The organism is Mucilaginibacter achroorhodeus (assembly GCF_007846095.1).
Classification (GTDB): domain Bacteria; phylum Bacteroidota; class Bacteroidia; order Sphingobacteriales; family Sphingobacteriaceae; genus Mucilaginibacter; species Mucilaginibacter achroorhodeus.
Map to the genome: position 1 here is coordinate 615,886 of NZ_VOEI01000001.1, position 20,326 is coordinate 636,211.

The following is a 20,326-nucleotide window of genomic DNA, read 5'->3' on the forward strand; positions in this document are numbered from 1 at the left end:
TTTGATATGTCATTTTAACTTTTCTTCTTGATTGTAGTGCGCTTTCTCACACCGCTTTTCTTTTTAACAGGCGTTTTGGTTGCAGGGGCATGTTTAACCCTTACTACTTTCACCAGCTCGAGATCAAAGATCAATGTTGAGTATGGCTTAATGTCATCGCCCATGGCACGGTCGCCATAACCCAGGTTAGACGGGATCAAGAACGTTGCCTTAGAACCTTCATTAAGCAGTGCCAGGCCCTCATCCCAACCAGGTATAACGCGGTGTGAGCCCAATGCAAAACTGATTGGCTCGTAAGTACGGCCCGGCTGCTGCAAACCTGCCGCTTTTGCGTCAGCCTCAATACTGCTGTCGAAAACCTTACCATCAATAGTGCGACCTGTATAATTAACAAATACGGTATCGCCGTTAAGCGGCTTTGGTTTTGCACCAGCCTCTCTTACAATATATTTTAATCCAGATGCCGTTGTCTTAGGCGACAATTTATTGTCCGCTATATATTTAGCTAATAAACCGGCTTCTTCTACTTTGCGCTTTTCACCTTCAGCCTTAATTTTTGCCATGGCAGCATTACGCTCCGCCATTGCCTCTTCAAGGGTTTGAGCTTTTAATATTTTAAGATTAAAAACCACATCACTACCTTTTTTAAAGTTAGGCGGCATTTGTTCTTCGTGCCCTTTAAATATGGAGTCTACCGGCACTTTTACACATGCACTATCGTTCACGCTCATCAGCGTAAAAATATTCATCAGGTCTGCCGGATTATTGGTTGCCCTGATCTGAGTTTTTACCGGTTGTCCCTGTTTGTACGTGCTGAAAAGAACAGAATCCTTATCGTTCTTTTGCACAACGTTAAATGTAATAACATCATTAGGGGCCAGCTTACGACCTGGCGTTTGCGAAATGATCTGGTACTGAACGCCGTTATCAGCTTTTTTAAATTGTGCTGACGCATTAAACGTTAAAGCTGTTAAAGCCAGCAGATAAACTATCTTCTTCATTTTTAAATAAAAAAGCCCCCCGGTTTGCCGGGAGGCTGTAAATTAAATAACTAACTATCTTCCCTGCGGCATCATCATTGGCTGCGTAGCCTTTGGTGCGTTAGGATCGGTTTTGATAATATTAAGGATCTCCACATCAAATGTAAGCGGAGCGTATGCTGGTATAACGCCATTGCCGATGCCTTGCTCGCCATAGCCAAGCTCTGATGGGATAACAAAAGTTGCTTTTGCACCTTTATTTAGCAACAACAAGCCTTCGTCCCAACCTTTGATAACATTACCTGCGCCAACCTTAACTTTAATTGGCTCCGGTTTACGGCGAGGATCATAACCTTTTATCTTTTTAGTTTCCTCAGGTAAGCTGCTGTCAAATACTTTACCATTCAACAATCTGCCGGTATAGTTTAAAACTGCTGTATCACCAACCTGGATGTTTGGGCCGCTACCCGGTTTGGTAATCTGGTACATAATACCAGATGCTGTTTTAGTTACTTTAAGGTTTTTATCAGCAACATACTTGTTCATAGCCGCAGGCTCTTTTTTTAACATTGCTTCTTTTTGCGCCTGGAAGTAATCGCTGATATGTTTTTGGAACACAGGATCACTTGCACCGCCTTTGGCAATTACTTTTTGAACTTTGACTTCATAAATAAGGTATTTACCTTTAAGACCCGGAGGTTTTGGCTGGCCTTTTGTAAACATTGAATCAATGTTCACTTTAATGGTTACGCTATCGCCTTCGCTCAATAACGGGAATATAGAAGTGATATCACCTTTACGTTGTGGTTTTTGGTAGATAAGCGGTGCAGGGCGGCCCATATCATAAGTACTGCCCATAACAGAATCTGCTTCGTTTTTCAAAATCAGGTCTGCACTTACAAAATCGCCTTCTTTAATGGTAGCACCGGTTTTATCTGTACGGAAGCTGTAAAGCAAACCGCCGTCGGCTTGTTTAAAACCGCTTTTGCAACCTGCAAATGCCAGGGCGGCAACTGCCATTATCATTAAGTTCTTTCTCATTTCTGTTTTTAATGTTACTGTATTAATAGTTTTTTATAAGAGGGTAAAATAGATTTAAATTTCTCTACGGTTGCTTCCAAAGATTCGTCAGACTGCCCGCCAGCCGCATTGCGGTGACCACCGCCGGCAAAGTATTTTTTACAGATCTCGTTAGCCGGGAACTCATCTTTTGAGCGCAGGGATAATTTAACTTTCTCAGATCTGTCTACAATGAAAGCTGCTAAACGTATGCTCGCTATTGACAATGCGTAGTTAACAATACCTTCGGTATCGCCGGTATTAACGTCAAAACGCTGAATATCTTGTTTGCTTACAGCAATTATTGCGGTATTATATTCAGGCAATATCTCTAAACAATTAGCCAGGCAATAGCCCAAAAAGCGCAGACGATTTTCAGATGCGCTGTTATAAACCAGCTCATGGATGCGGGAGTTATTTGCGCCGGCGTCTATCAGTTCTGCAGCTATGCGGTGTACTTCCGATGTGGTATTTGGTAACCTGAATGATCCGGAATCCGTCATGATGCCGGTGTACAAACAAGTAGCTACGTCTTTATTGATGAGTGCCTTATTATTTAACTGATCTGCAATAAATGTGTAAACCAGTTGCGCAGCAGCGCAAGCTTTGATGTCCCAATGGCGGTAATCATCAAAATCTTCAGGCTCCAGGTGATGGTCTATCATTACCTTGTAGGCATTGCTCGCCCTAACCAGTTCGCCCAGTTCGTTAATTCGGTTTAATGAATTAAAGTCAAGGCAAAAAATAATTTCAGCCTCTGCTACCAATTGAGCTGATAGTTCCTGGTTTTCTGTAAAGATGATGACTTCTTCGTTACCCGGCATCCAGGTAAGGAAATCGGGGTAATCTGTTGGGGTTATCACCTTTGCATGGTGGCCTTGCTGTATCAGATAATTGTACATCCCTAATGATGAGCCCATAGCATCGCCATCAGGTTTATGATGGGTGGTGATCACTACTTTGCGGGGCTGGGATAAGAAATCTGTAAGCGAGGCTAAATCCAACATCAATTTTTAAAGAAAGGCAAAGCTAAATAAATTAATCAAATACGCGCACTATATTTAAAGCAAAAGCTTTAGGTTTCAGTTATAAAACGCTAATTTTGCGCCCTCAAATACAACGTAGATTTACATGGCAACTAACAGAACATTTACAATGATAAAGCCCGATGCGGTAGCAAACGGCCACATTGGTGCAATACTTGATCAGATCACTAAAGCAGGCTTTAAAATTGTAGCCCTTAAGTATACTGCACTGCCTGCGGAAAAAGCCGGCGAATTTTACGCGGTGCACAAAGAGCGTGGTTTCTTTAATGATCTTGTTGCCTTTATGTCATCAGGCCCAATTGTAGCAGCTATACTTGAAAAAGATAACGCTATTGAAGATTTTCGTAAACTTATCGGTGCTACCGACCCAAGCAAGGCAGAAGAAGGTACTATCCGTAACCGCTTTGCAAAATCAATTGATGCAAACGCCATCCACGGATCAGATTCTGATGAAAATGCCGAGATCGAAGGCAACTTCTTTTTCTCTGCATTTGAGCGTTTCTAAGCGTTAAAGGCACTTTACAAAACAAAGGGTTGTAACCAAATGCGTTGCAACCCCTTTTAACATATTTTAATTTGTTTTGTTAAAGTTGATTTTTTATCTTTACAACGCAAAGACAGTCTGCGTTTTACGAAAGCCAATTACCATGAAGTTAGTATTCAAATATGTTATTTACTCCATCATTATCGTAAGTATCGTAGTTGCTTCAATGGATATTTTTCGTAACCACCCAGAAGCGCAGTTTGCCTTTATTTTCCCCGGTATTTTCCTCTTGGCTTTCTCGCAGATAATGGATGATAGCTTCCGTAAAGTAAGCCATCGTTTACGCTACTCACGCAGCAGATAATCTTTTACAAAAAGATTATATCATCAACCAAAGTACTTTTAGCTTCTTCGTTTATTTTCTGAATGATCTGCTGGCGCATCATTACCAGTTCATTTTTGATAACTGATGATTCGATACGAAGAAATAGCTTTCTATCTCTTATAAACAATTCTTTAGTACGGTTAGCAACGCTTTTGCCCACAATATCAGGCCAGGCAGCTACTACATGGGTTTCATCAAAACGGCGCTTTATCTTATAAACATTAAGCATTTGCTCAATGGCATCCTTAATAGATTTATCGTTAGCCTTACGCATCTATATTACCCTCCGTTACCTTAAATAATTTCACCTCAACATTTATTTTTTCAAAAATAGCTTGCACCCGTTCCATACTGGTATCGGTTATAAAAACCTGCCCAAAGTTATTGTTTGATACCATTTGCATCAGTTTGGTAACGCGGTTATCATCAAGCTTATCAAAAATATCATCTAATAGCAGTAGCGGCTTAAAGCCTTTTGTTTGCGTTAAAAATGTATACTGGGCAAGTTTAAGGGCTATTAAAAACGATTTCTGCTGCCCCTGAGAGCCAAACCTTTTCATGGACATACCATGAATGTTAAACTGCAGATCGTCGCGATGGATACCCAGGGACGTACGCTCCAATATCCTGTCGCGCTCCATATTTTTTTTTAGCAGAGTGGCAAAGTTATCCTGCAACAAGGGCGACTCATAAGCCAGCTCAACACGCTCAGCATCCTGACTTAGAAACTGGTAATGGCGGTTAAATATTTCCGTGAAGGCATCCATAAACACACGGCGTTTCTCAAATATGCGCGTGCCTGATGATACCAGTTGCTCATCATAAATACTTAGCAGTTCCGGGTCATAGCGGCCTTTATCTGCTATTTGCTTTAAGAGACTGTTGCGGTTAGCTAAAACCTTGTTATAAGCAATCAGCTCATCCAGATACTTGCTGTCTGTTTGCGAAATCACATTGTCTATAAACTTACGGCGTTCTTCACTACCCTCTATAATGATGCTTATATCGTATGGAGAAATCATTACCAAAGGCAGCAGGCCGATGTGATCAGCAAGTCGCTGGTAATCCTTTTTATTTCGCTTAAATTGTTTTTTTTGATTTCGCTTAACACCACAGGCAACCACTTCTTTTCCACCGTTCTTCTGGAACGTCCCGTTGATCATAAAGAAATCAGCGCCCTGTTTTATCTGCTGACTATCTATAGGGTTAAAGTAGCTCTTGCAAAGCGAAAGGTAATGCACCGCATCAAGCAAATTGGTTTTGCCAGCCCCGTTATTACCAACAAAAGCATTTACCCCTTCGGCGAGTGATAACTCTGCTTCGGCGTAATTTTTAAAGTTGATAAAAGAGAGGTGTTGCAGGTACATAGTGAGAGATCAAATTTACAATTTTTATTTGGGACTCTCCTCCTGCCCCTTCTCTGCTTCGCAAAGAGGGGGTGATTTTTCTAAGCAACTAACCCTCTTTTCGCGCAGCGAAGAGAGGGCCAACAAGCGTAGCGATGTTGGGGTGGGTAAAAAGATGTTGAAAGTCTCGGCTATCCGGAAAGATTATTCACGAGTGATCATTATGGATGTTCATGAACGCTTCGCAATTTAGAGTGGGCATCAAACACAATCCTCACTCATCAGTTTAAGGCCATATATATTATTTTTTTCTGTTTCATATTAAACTTTATTGCCGTAATAATATCTACATAACAAACACTAAGTACTATGAAAAAATTTGTTTTATTAGCCGTATTCGCATTAACCAGCCTTGGCGCCTTTGCACAAAGCGCTGACCTACGCCGCAAAATTGAAGTTACCGGCACTGCCGAGCAGGAGGTTACACCAGATATTATCAACGTTAGTATTTCGCTTAAAGAATACATGAATGGCAAAACCAAAGTAACCATTACACAATTAGAGCAGCAACTGGAAAAAGCCGTTGCGCAGGCAGGTATCCCTAAAGAAGATTTTACCGTTAACAGCCTGTCATCATGGAACTATACAACCGAAAAGAAAAAGAACCCGGACTTTCTGGCGAGCAAAACCTATGGAATCAAATTTCATGACCTAAACAAGTTTAACCAGATAATTGCCAAACTTGATGCAAAAGGCATACAATCTACAAACATCGATAGTTACGATTACTCTAAAATAAACGAGATCAAAAACAAGCTTAAGCTACAAGCTTTATTATCTGCACGCGATAAGGCAGCATTTTTAGTTAACGGCCTGGGCGATAAACTTGGAAGCGCACTCAACATCACCGAAAGCGACAACAGCAACTTCCCACAGCCACGTAATGTAATGTTTATGGCAAAGGCCAATATGGCTGGTGATGCTACGCCTGAGTCTGACATTGATGTACGTAAGATCAAACTGAGCTTCCAGATCAATGCTATTTTCGAGATAAAATAATCAAATCAATATATAAGTTAAACGGCGGGCTTTATGGTCCGCCGTTTTTTGTTGCAAACATTTGGTTTAGGGGCATGTTAAATAATAACTAACAAACCAAACGGCCTCATGAAAGCTTTAAAATATATAGCAGCTGTACTAATACTTTCTGCAACATTAACTGCCTGTGGCGACCGCAGTAATTCAACGCTTGGCGGAACAAAAGATACCGTTGCAAAAGCAGGCACCGGCGACCCTAACAACACAAAGGCTGCCGACAGTACCAAGAATGATAGCGGTAAGATGAACGGCGGCAATGCAGATCCATCTGGCCGGAGCGCAGTTGATACTGCAGACGCCCGACCTTTACATTAACAGTATCCTTTTGCCCGTTTGCGCGTATAAATGGTTGACATTGTAAAAGATACGTTTTATCTTTACAAACCCCTTAATTAGTTGACCATGATACGTACCCGTTCCAAAAAAGTTCTTTTGGTAGCGCCGAGCATATTCCCCGACCAGTTACTGGCCGAGTACGATAACGTTAAACATATTTCGGCTATTACCACGATATTCCCAACCATACACGAGCTTAAACCCCATGTAATATTGTTTGACCATGCCCACATGGCTGACCACATGGAGCGCGTGCTGCGACGTTTGCAATCAAATATTTTCTACAAGAACATTAAGATCTGTTGCTATAAGCAAAAAGAAAGTCCGCGTGCTGATTCTACCCTTAAAGTTTTAGGTGTTGATCACATGATCTATCATGAAGACTTGAAGAAGGAATCTAAAAGCAATGCTGCTCTTAACGCCATCAATAACATCATCGATGCTTCATTATTGAAGTGGGTGGCTGGTGTAGGTAATTAATTTATCTTAATCTCTATTCCATAAAGTAGTCTGCTTCGTTCCGCCGATGACGCGAACGCTGTTGAAGCATTTAATTGGCCCCGGCGCCTCTGCCACAATCATTTTACACCCCTGTAACACATTTATAATAAAATGCTGTTAAACTTGCATGCTCTAAAGCATGGCCGCTAAGCCCTGTTTCGAGGGCTTAAATCTTTCAATTTCAATGAAAATAGGAATAGTTTGTTATCCTACCTTTGGTGGTAGCGGCGTTGTTGCAACTGAATTGGGCAAAGCCCTCGCCGACCGCGGCCACCAGATCCATTTCGTTACTTATAACCAGCCTGCCAGGTTAGATTTCTTTTCTGAAAATCTTTTTTACCACGAGGTTTCGGTTGCACAATATCCGCTATTTGATTATCCGCCTTATGAACTTGCACTTGCAAGTCGCCTTGTTGATGTAGTACGTTTTGAAAAATTGGATGTGCTGCACGTACATTACGCTATACCGCATGCTTCGGCGGCGTTTATGGCCAAACAGATACTAGCCACCTACGGCATTAGCATACCGGTTATAACCACCTTGCATGGTACCGATATTACTTTGGTGGGCCAGGATAACACGCTAAAGCCCGTAGTCACATTTTCCATCAATAAATCTGATGGTGTAACAGCCGTGTCTGAACATTTAAAAGCCGATACCTACAAATACTTTAAGATAGAGAAAGATATACGTGTGATACCTAACTTTATTGATATGCAGCGCTTTAGCCTTAAACCTAAGGATCACTTTAAAAAAGCGATCGCTCCCAACGGCGAAAAAATAATGGTACATACATCTAACTTCCGCAAGGTTAAACGTACAGAAGATGTGATAGAGATGTTTGCCCGTGTTATTAAAACCATACCGGCCAAATTGTTAATGGTTGGCGATGGCGGTGAGCGTTCATCTTGCGAAAAATTAAGCCGCTCTTTGGGCATAAGCGAGCATGTGCGTTTCCTGGGTAAACAGGATGCGGTTGAAGAGATTTTATCTGTTGCCGATCTGTTCCTGATGCCGTCTGTATCAGAAAGTTTTGGTTTGGCGGCTCTTGAGGCCATGGCCTGTAAAGTACCGGTTATAAGCAGTAATGCCGGCGGCCTTCCTGAGCTAAATATAGAAGGTGTTACCGGTTTCCTGTTAGATGTTGGCGACGTTGAGGGAATGGCCGAGAAAGCAATATATATATTGGAAGATGATGAACGCTTACAGCAGTTTAAGGAAAATGCGCTTGAACGAGCTAAACAATTGCAACTAAGTAATATAATGCCGCTGTATGAGCGCTATTACGAAGAAGTAATAGAAAACAGCAAAAACCAGTAACCTTTTGGCTTGATTTGTGTTATTAGCAAAAACACACACAACAAAAAATAATAACCAAATCAACCATGAAAAAGATATTCCAAACAGCAATTGCAGTATTAGCCCTAACCTTTGTTATTTCAGCCTGCTCATCTACCCAAAACACACAATCGGGCATGTCGTCTGGTAATGTATCACGCGGTAAATTTGTAGGTACCTGGGTTTGTAATGATGTAAGCTATCAGGGCCTTTTACCAAATGCAGTACAAAATGTATTTGACCAGGCACCACCCGCAGCTTTCATAGGCAGCACCTGGAAGTTAACCAACAGCGGTAACGGCATGTACTCGCTTACCAATGGCCAGTCTCAAACTATTTTTTGGTCTGTTTTCAATGGTAACGGTGGCACACAATTCCAATTCAAAAAATTGTTTGAAGGCGATAAAGCTAAAAACGTTGCAGAAGGTTACCGCCTTAATATCGGCCAGATCACCAGCACAAACATGAGTTTACTATCACCTGTTGCCGTAGGTAACGGTACAGGCTATGTAGTGTACACCTTTACAAAGCAATAATCCTGCATTTAACATAAAAGAGAAAGCCCGGGGCATAATGCTTCGGGCTTTCTCTTTTTTATGGGGTTATTGAACGTTTATTCAACAGCAGCAAATTTCAAACAAACCGGGTTACCAATTTCAACACGATTAACTGCTTGTATCAATTTGCCGGTTTCCTGGTCTATCTTGAAAACCACAATGTCATTGGTATACTGATGTGCTACCAGCAAGTATTTACCTGATGGATCGATAATAAAATTACGCGGGCCTTTACCACCTGATGGCGTACGTTGAACGAATGTTAACTCGCCATTTTCCGGGTTAACCGAGAAAAAAGATATATCGTTATAATCGCCGCGGTTTGATGCATACAAGAACTTACCATCTGGCGATAAGTGGATGTCTGCAGCGCCGGTTTGTCCTTTAGGGTTATCAGGCAATAAAGATATTTCCTGGCGTTGCTTAGGTTTGCCGCTATTATAGTCAAATACCACAACCGAACTACCCATCTCCGTAATCAGGTACATAAACTTCTTATCGTTAGAAAAAGCTATGTGCCTTGGGCCATCGCCCGGCTTAACTGAAATAACCGTGCCTTGTGAAATTTGATCTTTCTTAGCTGCTTTATATTTAGCTATGTGGATCTGGTCGGCACCTAAATCTGTATATAAAACCTGTTTCTCGTCGGGTGATAATACTGCTGTGTGTACATGCGATTTTTCCTGGCGCTCTTTGTTAGGACCCAGTTTCCTGCTATCGCCAGCGATGGTCAATGCAGCCGGGGCAATAGAGCCATCCTCATTCAATGGCAGCACAGCGATGTTGCCGCCTGAATAATTTGCAACCAAAAGGTTCTTTTGCCCCTTGTCAACAGTCACATAACAAGGCGCACCACCAAGGGTAGATTGCTTGTTAATGAAATCCATTTTGCCGGTTTTACCATCGAAATGAAATGCGCTTACTTCACCCTGATCGTTCTCGTTAACAGCGTAAATAAATTTGTTGTTATTTGATACCGCTAAGTACGACGGATTGCTTACACCTTCAATTTGGTTTAAGTAAGCCAACCTACCGCTTTCCGGGTAAAAACGGTATACTGATATACCCTTGCTGGTGCCGCTGGTGTAAGTACCTACCACAAGGTCGTATGATTTTGGTCCCATGTGTTTCTTCTGAGCAAAAACCAGCCCAGGGAACATTGCCAAAGCGCAAAATAAAATCTTTTTCATCAAGAAATTTGGTTTATGAATGCAAGGTAGTAAAATCCTGATTTTATAACAGCTTTACAAAATTTTACATTTCGCCTGATGATGGTATGACTCCGCCGCACACCGTTAAGTTTAAATACAAAAGGCGCCTTATCAGGCGCCCTTCACTATTATTGTATTATACCAGGTGTTTTAACTGGATGATCTCTTTCTCATCAAGATATCTCCAACGGCCGCGAGGAAGGTCCTTCTTATTTAAATTTGCATAAACCGAACGGTCAAGCTTTACAACCTCATACCCTAATGATTCAAATATCCTGCGTACAATGCGGTTTTTACCGCTATGGATCTGGATACCTACTTCTTTCTTAGTTCCACCGGTTACATAAGATACGCTATCCGGTTTAATGAAACCATCCTCCAGTTCTAAACCAAAACCTATTTTGTTAAGGTCGCCCTGGGTTAGGCTTTTATTCAACTCTACATTGTATAATTTAACAATATTATTGCGTGGGTGCGATAGCTTATCAGCTAAATCACCATCATTGGTCATTAGCAGCAAACCTGTTGTGTTGCGGTCTAAGCGGCCAACGGGGTAAATACGTTCACGGCTGGCTTTCTCTACCAGGTGCATAACCGTACGGCGCTCCTGAGGATCATCAGTAGTGGTGATATAATCTTTTGGCTTGTTTAGCAATACGTAAACCATGCGCTCGCGTTTAAGCGGCTCACCGTTGTAACGTACAAGATCTTTATTCGGATCAACTTTATAACCCAATTCAGATACTACCTCGCCGTTTACAGATACCACACCTGCCTGTATCAGCTCATCCGCTTTACGGCGGCTGCATATGCCGGCATTAGCAATATAACGGTTCAGCCTTATCAGGCCATCGTCTTTAGCCGTTGCAGCAGGTGCATTCTTGCGGCTGCGCATAGTTCTTGAAGAACCTTCGTTGCCACCTTCAAATTCGCTACCTTCGCGTTTTCTGTAACCTGATGTTGTGCTTTTGAAATCTTTTTTACCCGTGCTGTTGGTATAACCAGTGCCACGGCTTTCGCCAAATGATTTTTTAGGACGATCTGTCCCTTCTGTCTGACGTGCGCCATAAGGACGGTCACTTTTTTCGGTAGAGCGAGTTCCATAAGGGCGGTCGCTGTTCTCAGCCCTGCCTGCGTATGGTTTGCCTTTACCAAATGCTTTTTTACCGCCTGCCTGTTCGCCATAGTTATTGCGCTTTGGGCGGTCACCCTCGGTAGGGCGTGCATTGTATGGGCGGTCGCCTCCTTCGGGACGGCCTGTATATGGCTTGCCTTTCCCGGCAAATGGTTTTCTGTCGCCAGCTGATGACGCATCAAAACGCTTGCCCGGTTCTTTATCGCCGAACTCTGCCTTGCGGGAAAATGGTTTTGGATTTGTTGTGTTTTGCCTTCTGTTACCGTACGGTTTACTATCCGCGTCACGGCTTCCGTAGGGAGCGGAAGAAGACGTTCTTTTCGTGCTTTCGGCACCGCCACGTTGGCTGCCTGAATTTCTGTTTGGCTTATCGTCGCGATTACCGGTTGGTCTTTTAAATACCATATATTTTTGTTTTGCGCTTTCGCAGCGTGAAGGGTCAAAAGTACGAAATTTCCGGGATTTTAACCCGCTAATTTATTTTTTTTTACCTGTTTAAAAATCGGCGTTTAAACCACTTTAAACGCCGATTTTGTACCCTTTTTTAAATTCTCAAAACACTAAGTACCTACTAACTGTTTGACAGTCTGCCTCATATAACGTACCTTTGCAGCACATCTTACCAAAATGTTTAATTAATGGATAGAAAAGAAATGACTAAAAAACACTTAATTACGTGCTCCGTAATCGTAGTGATGGTTATCATTTCCGCACTCAACATTTTCAGTACAACACCGGTTATGCCGGCAGCAAAACACATTGTTTTAGTACCTGCAAATCTCCTTTTCAGCAAGCCCGCTGAAGCAGAAGAAGCAGCTTACAATTTTGCTGACGAAGCGCTACCGCTTGACGACAAAAAAGTAGATTTTAAATTAAAAAAATCGATAGCAAAACACAGGTATAAAACTGTACAGTCAAACGTGTTACATGCTAAAGCCGATAAAGTGTTTCCAATTATCGAGCCAATCTTAAGAGCTTACGGTATCCCCGAAGATTTTAAATATGTGCCTTTAGTTGAATCAGGCTTACGTGGAGGTACGTCGCCAAAGGGTGCACGTGGGGTATGGCAATTTATGCCTGGTACCGCCCGCACCTATGGCTTAAGGGTTAACCGCCGGGTTGATGAACGCCTTAACCTGCGCAAATCAACCATAGCAGCTTGTAAGTACATCAAAGAGCTTTACCAGGAGTTTAACAGCTGGACGCTTGCTGCAGCAGCTTACAACAATGGTTCTATTAAACTGGAACGCGCCATTAACAAGCAAAATGAGGATAATTATTTCCGCATGAGCCTTAACCGCGAAACCGGTTCTTACGTTTACAAACTTATAGCCATGAAGGAGATCATCACGAACCCTGAAAAATACGGTTATAAGAACTTTTACAGCTATAATCATCTACATCAGCTGCCATCTTTTTTGGTAGCTTACAATTAAGTAATTGTATAAATTACGGAGCACAAAAAATGAAAAGGCTCCTGCCAGTTGGCGGGGGCCTTTGTTTTATACGCCATAGCGTTTATAAGAATTTAATTAGGCCTTTTTATTACAGCTTGATTTTTACAAAATAAATGCTGTTATGGTCTACCTTGCCTGTTAACGGCAATAGCTTTTGGGCAAAGGTATTTGAGCCATTATCCACCACACCAAAATCGTCATCATTTGATATAGCCAGGATGTTTCCCGGAAGCAGCGTGATACCTTCGGCCTTATCATGCGGGTAAACAGTTGGCAGGTCTTTTAAAAGATCTAAAACCAATGTTTTTGTAACTGGGGTGATGCCTGCACCTTGCAGACCAGCTGTGGTACCCAGTTCTTCTACCGTTTTACCACCGTAAAGTTTTCCATTGGCTCCGTTATCAGGGTCTGATATATCCGTGGCATTGCTGATATCGATCTTAAAGATCTTTTTAAATTTTGCCGGATTAGTTGCAGCACCACCATATAAGCCATCGCGCTCGATAGTAAGGAACGTGGTTGCGTTAACGGCCGTGATCTCGCTACAGCCGGTGAGCGATGGATCATCCATTAGGTAAGCGTACTGTTTGGTTTTGCCGGTTGCAATTTCATAAGTAAGAATACGCAACACAACAGAGTTGCCGATTGCTGCTTTTGATGGGTTGTACATTGGCGATTGCATTAAACCTACCAGTGTTTTTCCATCAGGTGTGATAGCCAGGCCTTCCATACCGCGGTTAGCACGACGCTTTGCAAACACCAAGGGGATCTTCCTTCCGCCGGTGCCGGTGCCAAATGGATTAATACGCTCTATAGTTTTGCCTGTAGCATCAAAATGGACAATGTGCGGGCCGTATTCGTCGCTCACCCAAAAAGAGCCGTCTGCGGCACGCACAAGGCCTTCAGAGTCGATACCATCGGCACTGGTTTGTAAAACATTACCGTTAAGATCGTAAGGTACCTCACCAGTTGCACCCTGCCCTGTTGGGTTAGGCAAACCATTAAGGTTGGCGCCGGCAGCATTTTTAAAGGCAATGGTTTGCTCTAAAACGAGTTTACCATCCTTTAAACGGAATTTTCCAATTGCCGGGGTAAAATCAGCTTTGCCTAATATTATAGAGTTTGCAGCAGTACCGGCCACATTTGGGCCACGGTCTGTCATTAGGTAAAATACGGTTGGGTCGTTAGGATCAGCAGCCAAAGCAGAACCAAAACCACCGTTGTAAACTTTTACACCGGCAGCAGTAGTAAAAAGCACAGCAGGATCTGATGCCTCTGCCATATCAGGATAGCTTACCGTGGTAACCGGATCAATTGCAACACGGTCTTTCTTACAAGCACTAAAGCTAAGGGCAGCAACAGCAAGAATAGTTAGTAAATTTTTGTTCATTTGAGGAGTAGTTAAATTGTCCGCAAAAGAACTTCAGCATTATTAATCTTGCGTTAAGCCATTATCAACGTTAATGTATATTAAACCGGTGGCTCGTCTCCGCCGCCTACGAGCCCTGCCTTTTTCACTTTCACATTACCGGTACGTTTTAATACACCCCATGTGTTCAACTCCCCTTTTAAAGCTTTGCGGATAGATTTGAATAAGATGTAATACATCAGTTGCCTCCATATAAAGCGCTGCGGTATCAGATATACCAATTTACCGTACGGTTCCTTTTCCATACGGAAAGCGATTGCACCCACTATAAAATCGACCAGCAGGAATGCTACATAAAATACCAGCATTTTTTCAGGGTGGCTACCGAATAAACCTAATATCATGATGAGATCGGCCAGTGGTGAAAATAGCGGCAAGATGATCTGGAAGATCAGGATGTTAGGCATCCCAACCATACCAAAGTAATTGAACTTGCTATTGAATAAAGCATCCCGGTTTTTCCAGAAACTCTGGATAACGCCAAAGCTCCAGCGGAAACGTTGTTTAAGCAGTGCATTTAATGTTTCAGGTGCTTCGGTGTAGGCTATCGCTTCGGCACAGTTTTTCACTACGTAGCCTTCTTTAAGGATACGCATGGTAAGATCACAATCCTCCGCAAGCGTATCATAAGTAAAACCGCCAGCCCTGAATATAGCCGACTTGCGGAAAGCACCAATAGCGCCAGGCACAACCGTAATACTATTAATGATGTCAAACGCCCGGCGGTCCATGTTTTGAGCGGTTATATACTCTAACGACTGCCACTTGGTGATCATATTGGTTTCGTTACCCACCTTCACCGTACCTGCCACTGCCCCTATCTGCTCGTCAGTAAAATAGGTCATCATGTGGTAAATAGCATCATTTTTGAGCTGGGTGTCAGCATCGATACAGATCACATAATCGTTGGTTGCATGGCTTATACCGAAGTTTAAAGCAGAAGCTTTGCCCCCGTTAGGCTTGGTGAGCACCGTTACCTTAGGGTGATTTGCATAAGCTTCGCTTACCACTTTGTAGGTACTATCTTTTGAACCATCATCGACAAAAATGATGTTGAATACCGGGTATTCGGTCTTTAGCAAACTTTCGATGGTTTTCGTTGCCGTTACTTCCTCATTATAAGCCGGCACAATAATACTTATCGGCGGCAATTCATGCGCCGTGTATTGTATCTTCTTGTTATCATTAAACTGCCTTGTTGCCAGTATACCTATAAGGATAATACGACCCATTGCCAGGAATATCGCAAACAAGAACACGTAGAAGAAGAACTTATTACCCAGGAAGAACCCTACCACAACAATATCGTAGTAATGCCCCCAGAAATTCTGCTCATCGGTAGCTACCGGCATCAGTTCGATCTTCTTTTTATTTAGGATATCAGCAATGGTGGTAAACTCGTAGCCGTTCTTTTTAAAGAAATGGATGATGGCCGGGAGAGCCTTCACCGTTTCTTCGCGCGTATCACCACCCGCATCGTGCAACAGAATCATACTGCCATTGTCTTTCTGGCGAATGGTACGGGCGATGATGCTATCAGCTGTAACGCCAGGCTGCCAATCCCATGGGTCGATAGACTCCCCTATGGTAATATAGCTTTGTCTGCGGCTCTCGGCCACCGGGATAACCTCTGCAAGCGTTTGCGGCTCGGCATCGGCATTAAACGGCGGGCGGAAAAGTATGGTGCTATGCCCGGTTACCGATTCGATCAACTTACGGGTGGAGTTAAGCTCCAGATTAACCCGCTCAAGGCTTATGGTAGAAATATCAGGGTGAAAGAACGTGTGATTACCAATTTCATATCCTTCATCATAAATACGTTTGAGCAGAGGTATATTTTTCTCTACCATTGACCCCACCACGAAGAAAGATCCGGGAACTTTCTCACGCTTCAGAATATCTAATATCCGTGGCGTATAATCAGGATCGGGACCATCATCAAAAGTTAGAACAATTTTACCCGGCTTGTAACCATACTTGCGGATAACGTATTTGGTGGGTATAGTTTTATAGTACTGACTGGTAATGATAAAATTTTTCGGATCCATCGAAATATCGATCTCTCCTTTGTTAGGTACAGTTATCAGGTCCAGCACCTCGCCATCACCAGCGTAACTGATGTTATTATTTAAACCTACGGTTGTTAGCCTTTTTATCTCGACGCCGGTTTTCTTTAACGAGTCTATCGAAAGGTTTTTGCGGAAGAAGGTCCACAAGCGCGGGTCTTCACCACCTAAGCGCCAAAGGGCCACGCCACCCGTTGCCCAATCGTCAGCCATGCGCATAACATTGAAGTTGGTAGCTGCATCGGCAAAGTAAACGGTGTGGTCGAGACCATCATTACCTAAATAAGTGTAGTGTGAATTGGCCGAGTTGGAATCGAAAATTATCTTTTTATTTTTCTGCTGTGCAGTACCTATTGCCTGCTGATAACCTATGGATTGCCCAACGCTACCCTCGGGCCAATCGTACCCGCCGCTGGCAAGCGTTAAGATCACTTTTTCGCTCGGTATAAGAGAACAAACATGATCCAAAATCTCCTCTACCCAGTGCTGGTGAGCCACGTCGCCGGAGTTGGTGCCGTCGTTGTGTTCATCTATGGCCATCACAAACAAATAATCGTTTACATGCTGCAGGCGCTTAAGGTCGTACTCTTCATCATCAGGAGCAACGTTTTGTGTTACCAGCAGGTCATTGGCTTTAAATATCCGGTAAAGATCATTCTGAAAGGCAATATACTCTTTGCTGTTACGGTTTTTAATATCTTCAATCTCAACGTTAACACCATTAAAGTTGTAATGCTTTAACACCCCCACCATACTGTTGATGAAAGCGGTACGCAACTTTTTGCTTTTAAAGATGCGCTGTACATCCTTGGTATCAAATTCGCCGGTTTTATTATCAATGTTTACGTAGTTGGATAAGGTAACAAGTACCTGCTTTTTAAAGCGCTTGTTTACGTTGATCAAACCGGTATCAATGGCAGTAGTGAGCGTATCGGCATTGCGCGAAAAAGAAAAACCCTCAGATATGATCATATCCAGGTGAGGCATACTCTCTACCAGGGATGTGTAAGCCTGTGATTCCCATGCTTTATAAAAAGCTGCGTTAATACGCCTAGCGTTGTTTGGGTGCTTGAGCTGGTGCAGACGGCGCGCGCGTGCCAGTTGCTCTATCTCCGCCTTTTCGATTGTAAAATCGCGGTATCTTTTAGATTTTTTGAAAGCATTAAGGTCTTCTTTGGCTATCCGTTTTGGTGTAGGATCCAAAACCGGCAATGCAGGGTATTCTTTTGATGTTACCGTAATAACGGCAGCAACAACGCCAACTACAAAAACTATAAGTAATACACGACTAAGCCATTTAAAACGGTTCCACCTTCCGGGGTTATCGGCCTGAAATATCTGCCTGTTGTTTGAGGACATTAATGGATCTTGAAGTTTAAGTTGATGAGGTGGTTATGTAGTGTGTATTATTTTGATTGTTTGCCCGGCTCTATACCAGAAAAATCGACACCGCACTTACAATTACTGCCACAGCTTTTTTTTGCGAATAAGCTATTATAAATAATGCGGCCAACGTAAGCAATAGCTACAATAAATAATATGGCTATGATAACAACCTGAATATTCATGCTACAAAATTAAGTATTAAATATATACGTTATGCACGGCAAAAAAGTATAAAAAGCTATTTATGCATAAAAGCCACCGTGCCGCCCACCCAGTCAAAATCCTTATTGTAGCGTACGCCAATCATTTTACCCCTGCTTAACCTTGCCAGGTTTATCGCAAGGGTAGGTTTATTATGCCCATCGGGCCAAAGATACAGCAATCTTATCTCCACCTTAACGCCACCATCCGGCGATTCGACAACGGGCACATAATCAACTTTTTGCTGCAGTATCCAGTTCTCAGGGTCAGGCAGTTTTTCTATATCATCATCCATTACATCAATGATAACGCCCTGCCCCGCAAAACTAAACAGCGGCTTAAGCACATAATTATGCAAATCATCAGGAATTGTTGCCAGCTTATTTACAAACTGTGTTTGCGGCACATAATTCCCTTTTAGGAATGGAATGGTGTATTTACTGATTCGATAAAACCAGTTAGGATGCGTTATCCATTCCACATCAAGGGGTTGGCGTATATCAACTACTTTATCAAATATGTTCTGATCACTTTCTATCTCGTCAAATATCAGGCGGTTATAGATCCGCCTTATCCGTTTCTTTTCACCATCAGCGTTATGGTAAAAAAGCTGATCGCCTTCCTGTATCAGATCGGCAAGTGAAATTATCGGGGTACCAATGTATCGTTCTGTAAGATAGAAATCAACAGCGGTTTTTTGTTCGGGCGCGTTTACATCCATCAGTACCACTTCATCGGGCTGGTACGGGCCTAAGATGGTTTCCTTTAGCAGATCTATGTAACTGCTTTTACTTAGCTGGTTAAAAAAAATGGTTTGATTACCAGGCACGTTAAAGGTATGGCGATAAGTTTCGGCCAGGTGCAACTGAAAACCATACAGCGACGGGAAGCCCTGCATCTCTATCAGCTTAGGAACGATGTTGCCCGCCTCATCTTTACAAACCCCAAAATCCAGCGCTATAAAGTGAGGATGGTCATTCTCGTTGGCAACGCGCCACTTATCAGGTATGGCACGCTCGCTCAGTTCCTTAAAGCCCGGTGCGGTTACAACATCTATTATCTCCTGCCCTGCCTGTACCAGTTTATCCCTAAAATCGTCTGTTAGGAAAACGGGGGTTTCTGCCACGCGAAACTCTACCGGCTTATCCAGTCCTGCATTAAGGTCGACCAGAAAATCGGCATATTTTTCTTCAGTGAAGTTTTGATTAAATACGGTTCTGACAGATGGGTTCATGGGTGATGATGTTTTAAATAATGCGTACAAACTGCCAAATTATGTCATTGCGAGCGATAGCGTGGCAATCTCATAGGATATATGTTAAAACTCGCTATGAGATTGCAACGTCGCTGACGCTCCTCGCAATGACATTTGATATTTTGGCGCACCGTCTTACACTCTTGGTTCCAACTTCTCATACTTCAGCAATGCCTTATTCAAAAAATTGGGAATGATGGTGTGCTGTGTGTGTACTATCTTATCCGGGTCTTCCAGGCGCTCTATCATCTCGTTGTATTTCGCTTCGCCGTGCTCTTCTATCACGTCGGCTTTTTTATCTTCGCGCTGTAACAGCATGCTCATTCCGTGCGCATCAGCCTCCGGATGAAATTGTGTTGCAAAAAAGTACGGGCTAAACCTTATCGCCATCATAGCACGGGGCAAGTCAACGTACGGGCGCTCCTTTTCAAGTGCAACCAGCTCCATATCTAAATCTTTAAAACGCTTTTCATCTGGATTTATCACTTGCCAGCTACGCGAATCAACCGTGTAAAAGGGATTGCTCAATCCATCAAATATGTGTTCATTATTCCCGTTGCCAACAATATGCACAGGCAGCACGCCAAAAGACGACGACCGCCGTGTATTGATCTCGCCCAAACCATACTTGCGGCACATCAACTGGAAAGAGTGACAAACAAAGAAAACATGCTTTTTATCGGCGCTGTTGCCCAGGTTATGATCTTCCAGTTGATCTATAAGATTAAAATAACTGCGTTCCCAAACGCTGCCTTCGCTATCCAGCGGACTACCCGGACCACCGCTTGATATGTAAGCATCAAAACCCAGGCCCGGCACTTCTGCCTTGCCGCGTACATCAAAAACCTGGTAGCTTAAATTTAAATTGTGCTGCATTTTGTAGCGCTCCAGTATCTCCCGGAAACCCCGCATCCCCTCATTTGCCACGCCATCGTATAAGTCTAATATGGCTACCTTAATTTCCGGTGTGTTAGTATTCATAATCTTTTTCTAATTAGGCCTCACCCTGTCCTCTCCAAAGGAGAGGGTTCTAAAATCTTTTTTTAAAGTCCTCT

Annotated in this window: 20 protein-coding genes; 8 read left to right on the forward strand and 12 right to left on the reverse strand. The window is 42.8% G+C overall.

Going from position 1 to position 20,326, the window contains the following annotated elements; translation table 11 throughout:
* Window positions 1-14: 14 nt before the first annotated feature.
* Genes FPZ42_RS02925 through FPZ42_RS02935 form a run of 3 tightly spaced genes read right to left on the reverse strand, consistent with a single transcriptional unit; the run spans window position 15 to window position 3,046 of the window.
* Window positions 15-1,001 carry an FKBP-type peptidyl-prolyl cis-trans isomerase gene (locus tag FPZ42_RS02925; RefSeq protein WP_146268977.1) on the reverse strand — a complete coding sequence of 329 codons (987 nt, stop codon included), beginning with the start codon at window positions 999-1,001 and terminating at the stop codon, window positions 15-17.
* Between the two features lie 54 nt (window positions 1,002-1,055).
* Window positions 1,056-2,021, reverse strand: coding sequence for an FKBP-type peptidyl-prolyl cis-trans isomerase (locus tag FPZ42_RS02930; RefSeq protein WP_146268978.1), 966 nt, complete (start codon window positions 2,019-2,021; stop codon window positions 1,056-1,058).
* Between the two features lie 14 nt (window positions 2,022-2,035).
* Window positions 2,036-3,046, reverse strand: a complete 1,011-nt coding sequence (locus FPZ42_RS02935) for a DHH family phosphoesterase (RefSeq protein WP_146268979.1) — start codon at window positions 3,044-3,046, stop codon at window positions 2,036-2,038.
* A 124-nt stretch (window positions 3,047-3,170) separates the two neighbouring features.
* On the opposite strand from FPZ42_RS02935, the gene FPZ42_RS02940 reads away from it, so the two are divergent.
* Complete coding sequence (locus tag FPZ42_RS02940; RefSeq protein WP_146268980.1) at window positions 3,171-3,590, forward strand: nucleoside-diphosphate kinase; 420 nt, start codon at window positions 3,171-3,173, stop codon at window positions 3,588-3,590.
* A 142-nt stretch (window positions 3,591-3,732) separates the two neighbouring features.
* Window positions 3,733-3,933 carry a hypothetical protein gene (locus FPZ42_RS02945; protein WP_146268981.1) on the forward strand — a complete coding sequence of 67 codons (201 nt, stop codon included), beginning with the start codon at window positions 3,733-3,735 and terminating at the stop codon, window positions 3,931-3,933.
* Between the two features lie 4 nt (window positions 3,934-3,937).
* Here the strand turns inward: FPZ42_RS02945 and FPZ42_RS02950 are convergent, their stop codons facing one another.
* Entirely contained in the window at window positions 3,938-4,228 is a 291-nt protein-coding gene (locus FPZ42_RS02950; protein ID WP_146268982.1) for a DUF721 domain-containing protein, read from the reverse strand.
* Window positions 4,221-5,321: a DNA replication/repair protein RecF gene (gene recF / locus FPZ42_RS02955; protein WP_146268983.1), complete on the reverse strand. Its 1,101-nt coding sequence runs from the start codon at window positions 5,319-5,321 to the stop codon at window positions 4,221-4,223. The genes FPZ42_RS02950 and recF overlap by 8 nt, the downstream gene beginning before the upstream one ends.
* Window positions 5,322-5,669: 348 nt before the next feature.
* Between recF and FPZ42_RS02960 the strand changes: the two genes are divergently transcribed.
* The 5 genes from FPZ42_RS02960 to FPZ42_RS02980 all read left to right on the forward strand — a co-directional run bounded on the left by FPZ42_RS02960 (window position 5,670) and on the right by FPZ42_RS02980 (window position 9,110).
* Window positions 5,670-6,359, forward strand: coding sequence for an SIMPL domain-containing protein (locus FPZ42_RS02960; protein WP_146268984.1), 690 nt, complete (start codon window positions 5,670-5,672; stop codon window positions 6,357-6,359).
* Window positions 6,360-6,467: 108 nt separating this feature from the next.
* A complete protein-coding gene (locus FPZ42_RS02965) occupies window positions 6,468-6,713 on the forward strand; it encodes a hypothetical protein (protein ID WP_146268985.1) in 246 nt (81 codons plus the stop codon).
* Window positions 6,714-6,800: 87 nt separating this feature from the next.
* Complete coding sequence (locus tag FPZ42_RS02970) at window positions 6,801-7,214, forward strand: hypothetical protein (RefSeq protein ID WP_146268986.1); 414 nt, start codon at window positions 6,801-6,803, stop codon at window positions 7,212-7,214.
* 205 nt (window positions 7,215-7,419) lie between these two features.
* Window positions 7,420-8,556, forward strand: a complete 1,137-nt coding sequence (gene bshA / locus FPZ42_RS02975) for an N-acetyl-alpha-D-glucosaminyl L-malate synthase BshA (protein WP_146268987.1) — start codon at window positions 7,420-7,422, stop codon at window positions 8,554-8,556.
* Window positions 8,557-8,621: 65 nt separating this feature from the next.
* Window positions 8,622-9,110 carry a hypothetical protein gene (locus FPZ42_RS02980; RefSeq protein WP_146268988.1) on the forward strand — a complete coding sequence of 163 codons (489 nt, stop codon included), beginning with the start codon at window positions 8,622-8,624 and terminating at the stop codon, window positions 9,108-9,110.
* Window positions 9,111-9,187: 77 nt separating this feature from the next.
* Here FPZ42_RS02980 and FPZ42_RS02985 read toward each other — a convergent pair whose 3' ends face one another.
* Both FPZ42_RS02985 and FPZ42_RS02990 read right to left on the reverse strand, forming a co-directional pair.
* A complete protein-coding gene (locus tag FPZ42_RS02985; protein WP_146268989.1) occupies window positions 9,188-10,321 on the reverse strand; it encodes a lactonase family protein in 1,134 nt (377 codons plus the stop codon).
* 157 nt (window positions 10,322-10,478) lie between these two features.
* Window positions 10,479-11,882, reverse strand: coding sequence for a pseudouridine synthase (locus FPZ42_RS02990; RefSeq protein WP_146268990.1), 1,404 nt, complete (start codon window positions 11,880-11,882; stop codon window positions 10,479-10,481).
* Between the two features lie 233 nt (window positions 11,883-12,115).
* Here FPZ42_RS02990 and FPZ42_RS02995 point away from each other — a divergent pair, with 233 nt between their 5' ends.
* Window positions 12,116-12,913 (forward strand): lytic transglycosylase domain-containing protein, encoded by a 798-nt coding sequence (locus FPZ42_RS02995; RefSeq protein ID WP_261382211.1) that lies wholly within the window; start codon window positions 12,116-12,118, stop codon window positions 12,911-12,913.
* Window positions 12,914-13,022: 109 nt separating this feature from the next.
* Here the strand turns inward: FPZ42_RS02995 and FPZ42_RS03000 are convergent, their stop codons facing one another.
* The 5 genes from FPZ42_RS03000 to FPZ42_RS03020 all read right to left on the reverse strand — a co-directional run bounded on the left by FPZ42_RS03000 (window position 13,023) and on the right by FPZ42_RS03020 (window position 20,252).
* A complete protein-coding gene (locus tag FPZ42_RS03000; protein ID WP_146268991.1) occupies window positions 13,023-14,324 on the reverse strand; it encodes an esterase-like activity of phytase family protein in 1,302 nt (433 codons plus the stop codon).
* Between the two features lie 80 nt (window positions 14,325-14,404).
* A complete protein-coding gene (locus FPZ42_RS03005; protein WP_146268992.1) occupies window positions 14,405-17,788 on the reverse strand; it encodes a glycosyltransferase in 3,384 nt (1,127 codons plus the stop codon).
* Window positions 17,789-17,835: 47 nt separating this feature from the next.
* Entirely contained in the window at window positions 17,836-17,997 is a 162-nt protein-coding gene (locus tag FPZ42_RS03010; RefSeq protein ID WP_146268993.1) for a FeoB-associated Cys-rich membrane protein, read from the reverse strand.
* 56 nt (window positions 17,998-18,053) lie between these two features.
* The gene (locus FPZ42_RS03015; protein ID WP_146268994.1) at window positions 18,054-19,250 is read right to left on the reverse strand and encodes a hypothetical protein; all 1,197 of its coding nucleotides are present in this window, start codon (window positions 19,248-19,250) and stop codon (window positions 18,054-18,056) included.
* A gap of 156 nt (window positions 19,251-19,406) precedes the next feature.
* Window positions 19,407-20,252, reverse strand: coding sequence for a type 1 glutamine amidotransferase (locus FPZ42_RS03020; RefSeq protein ID WP_146268995.1), 846 nt, complete (start codon window positions 20,250-20,252; stop codon window positions 19,407-19,409).
* Between the last annotated feature and the right edge of the window lie 74 nt (window positions 20,253-20,326).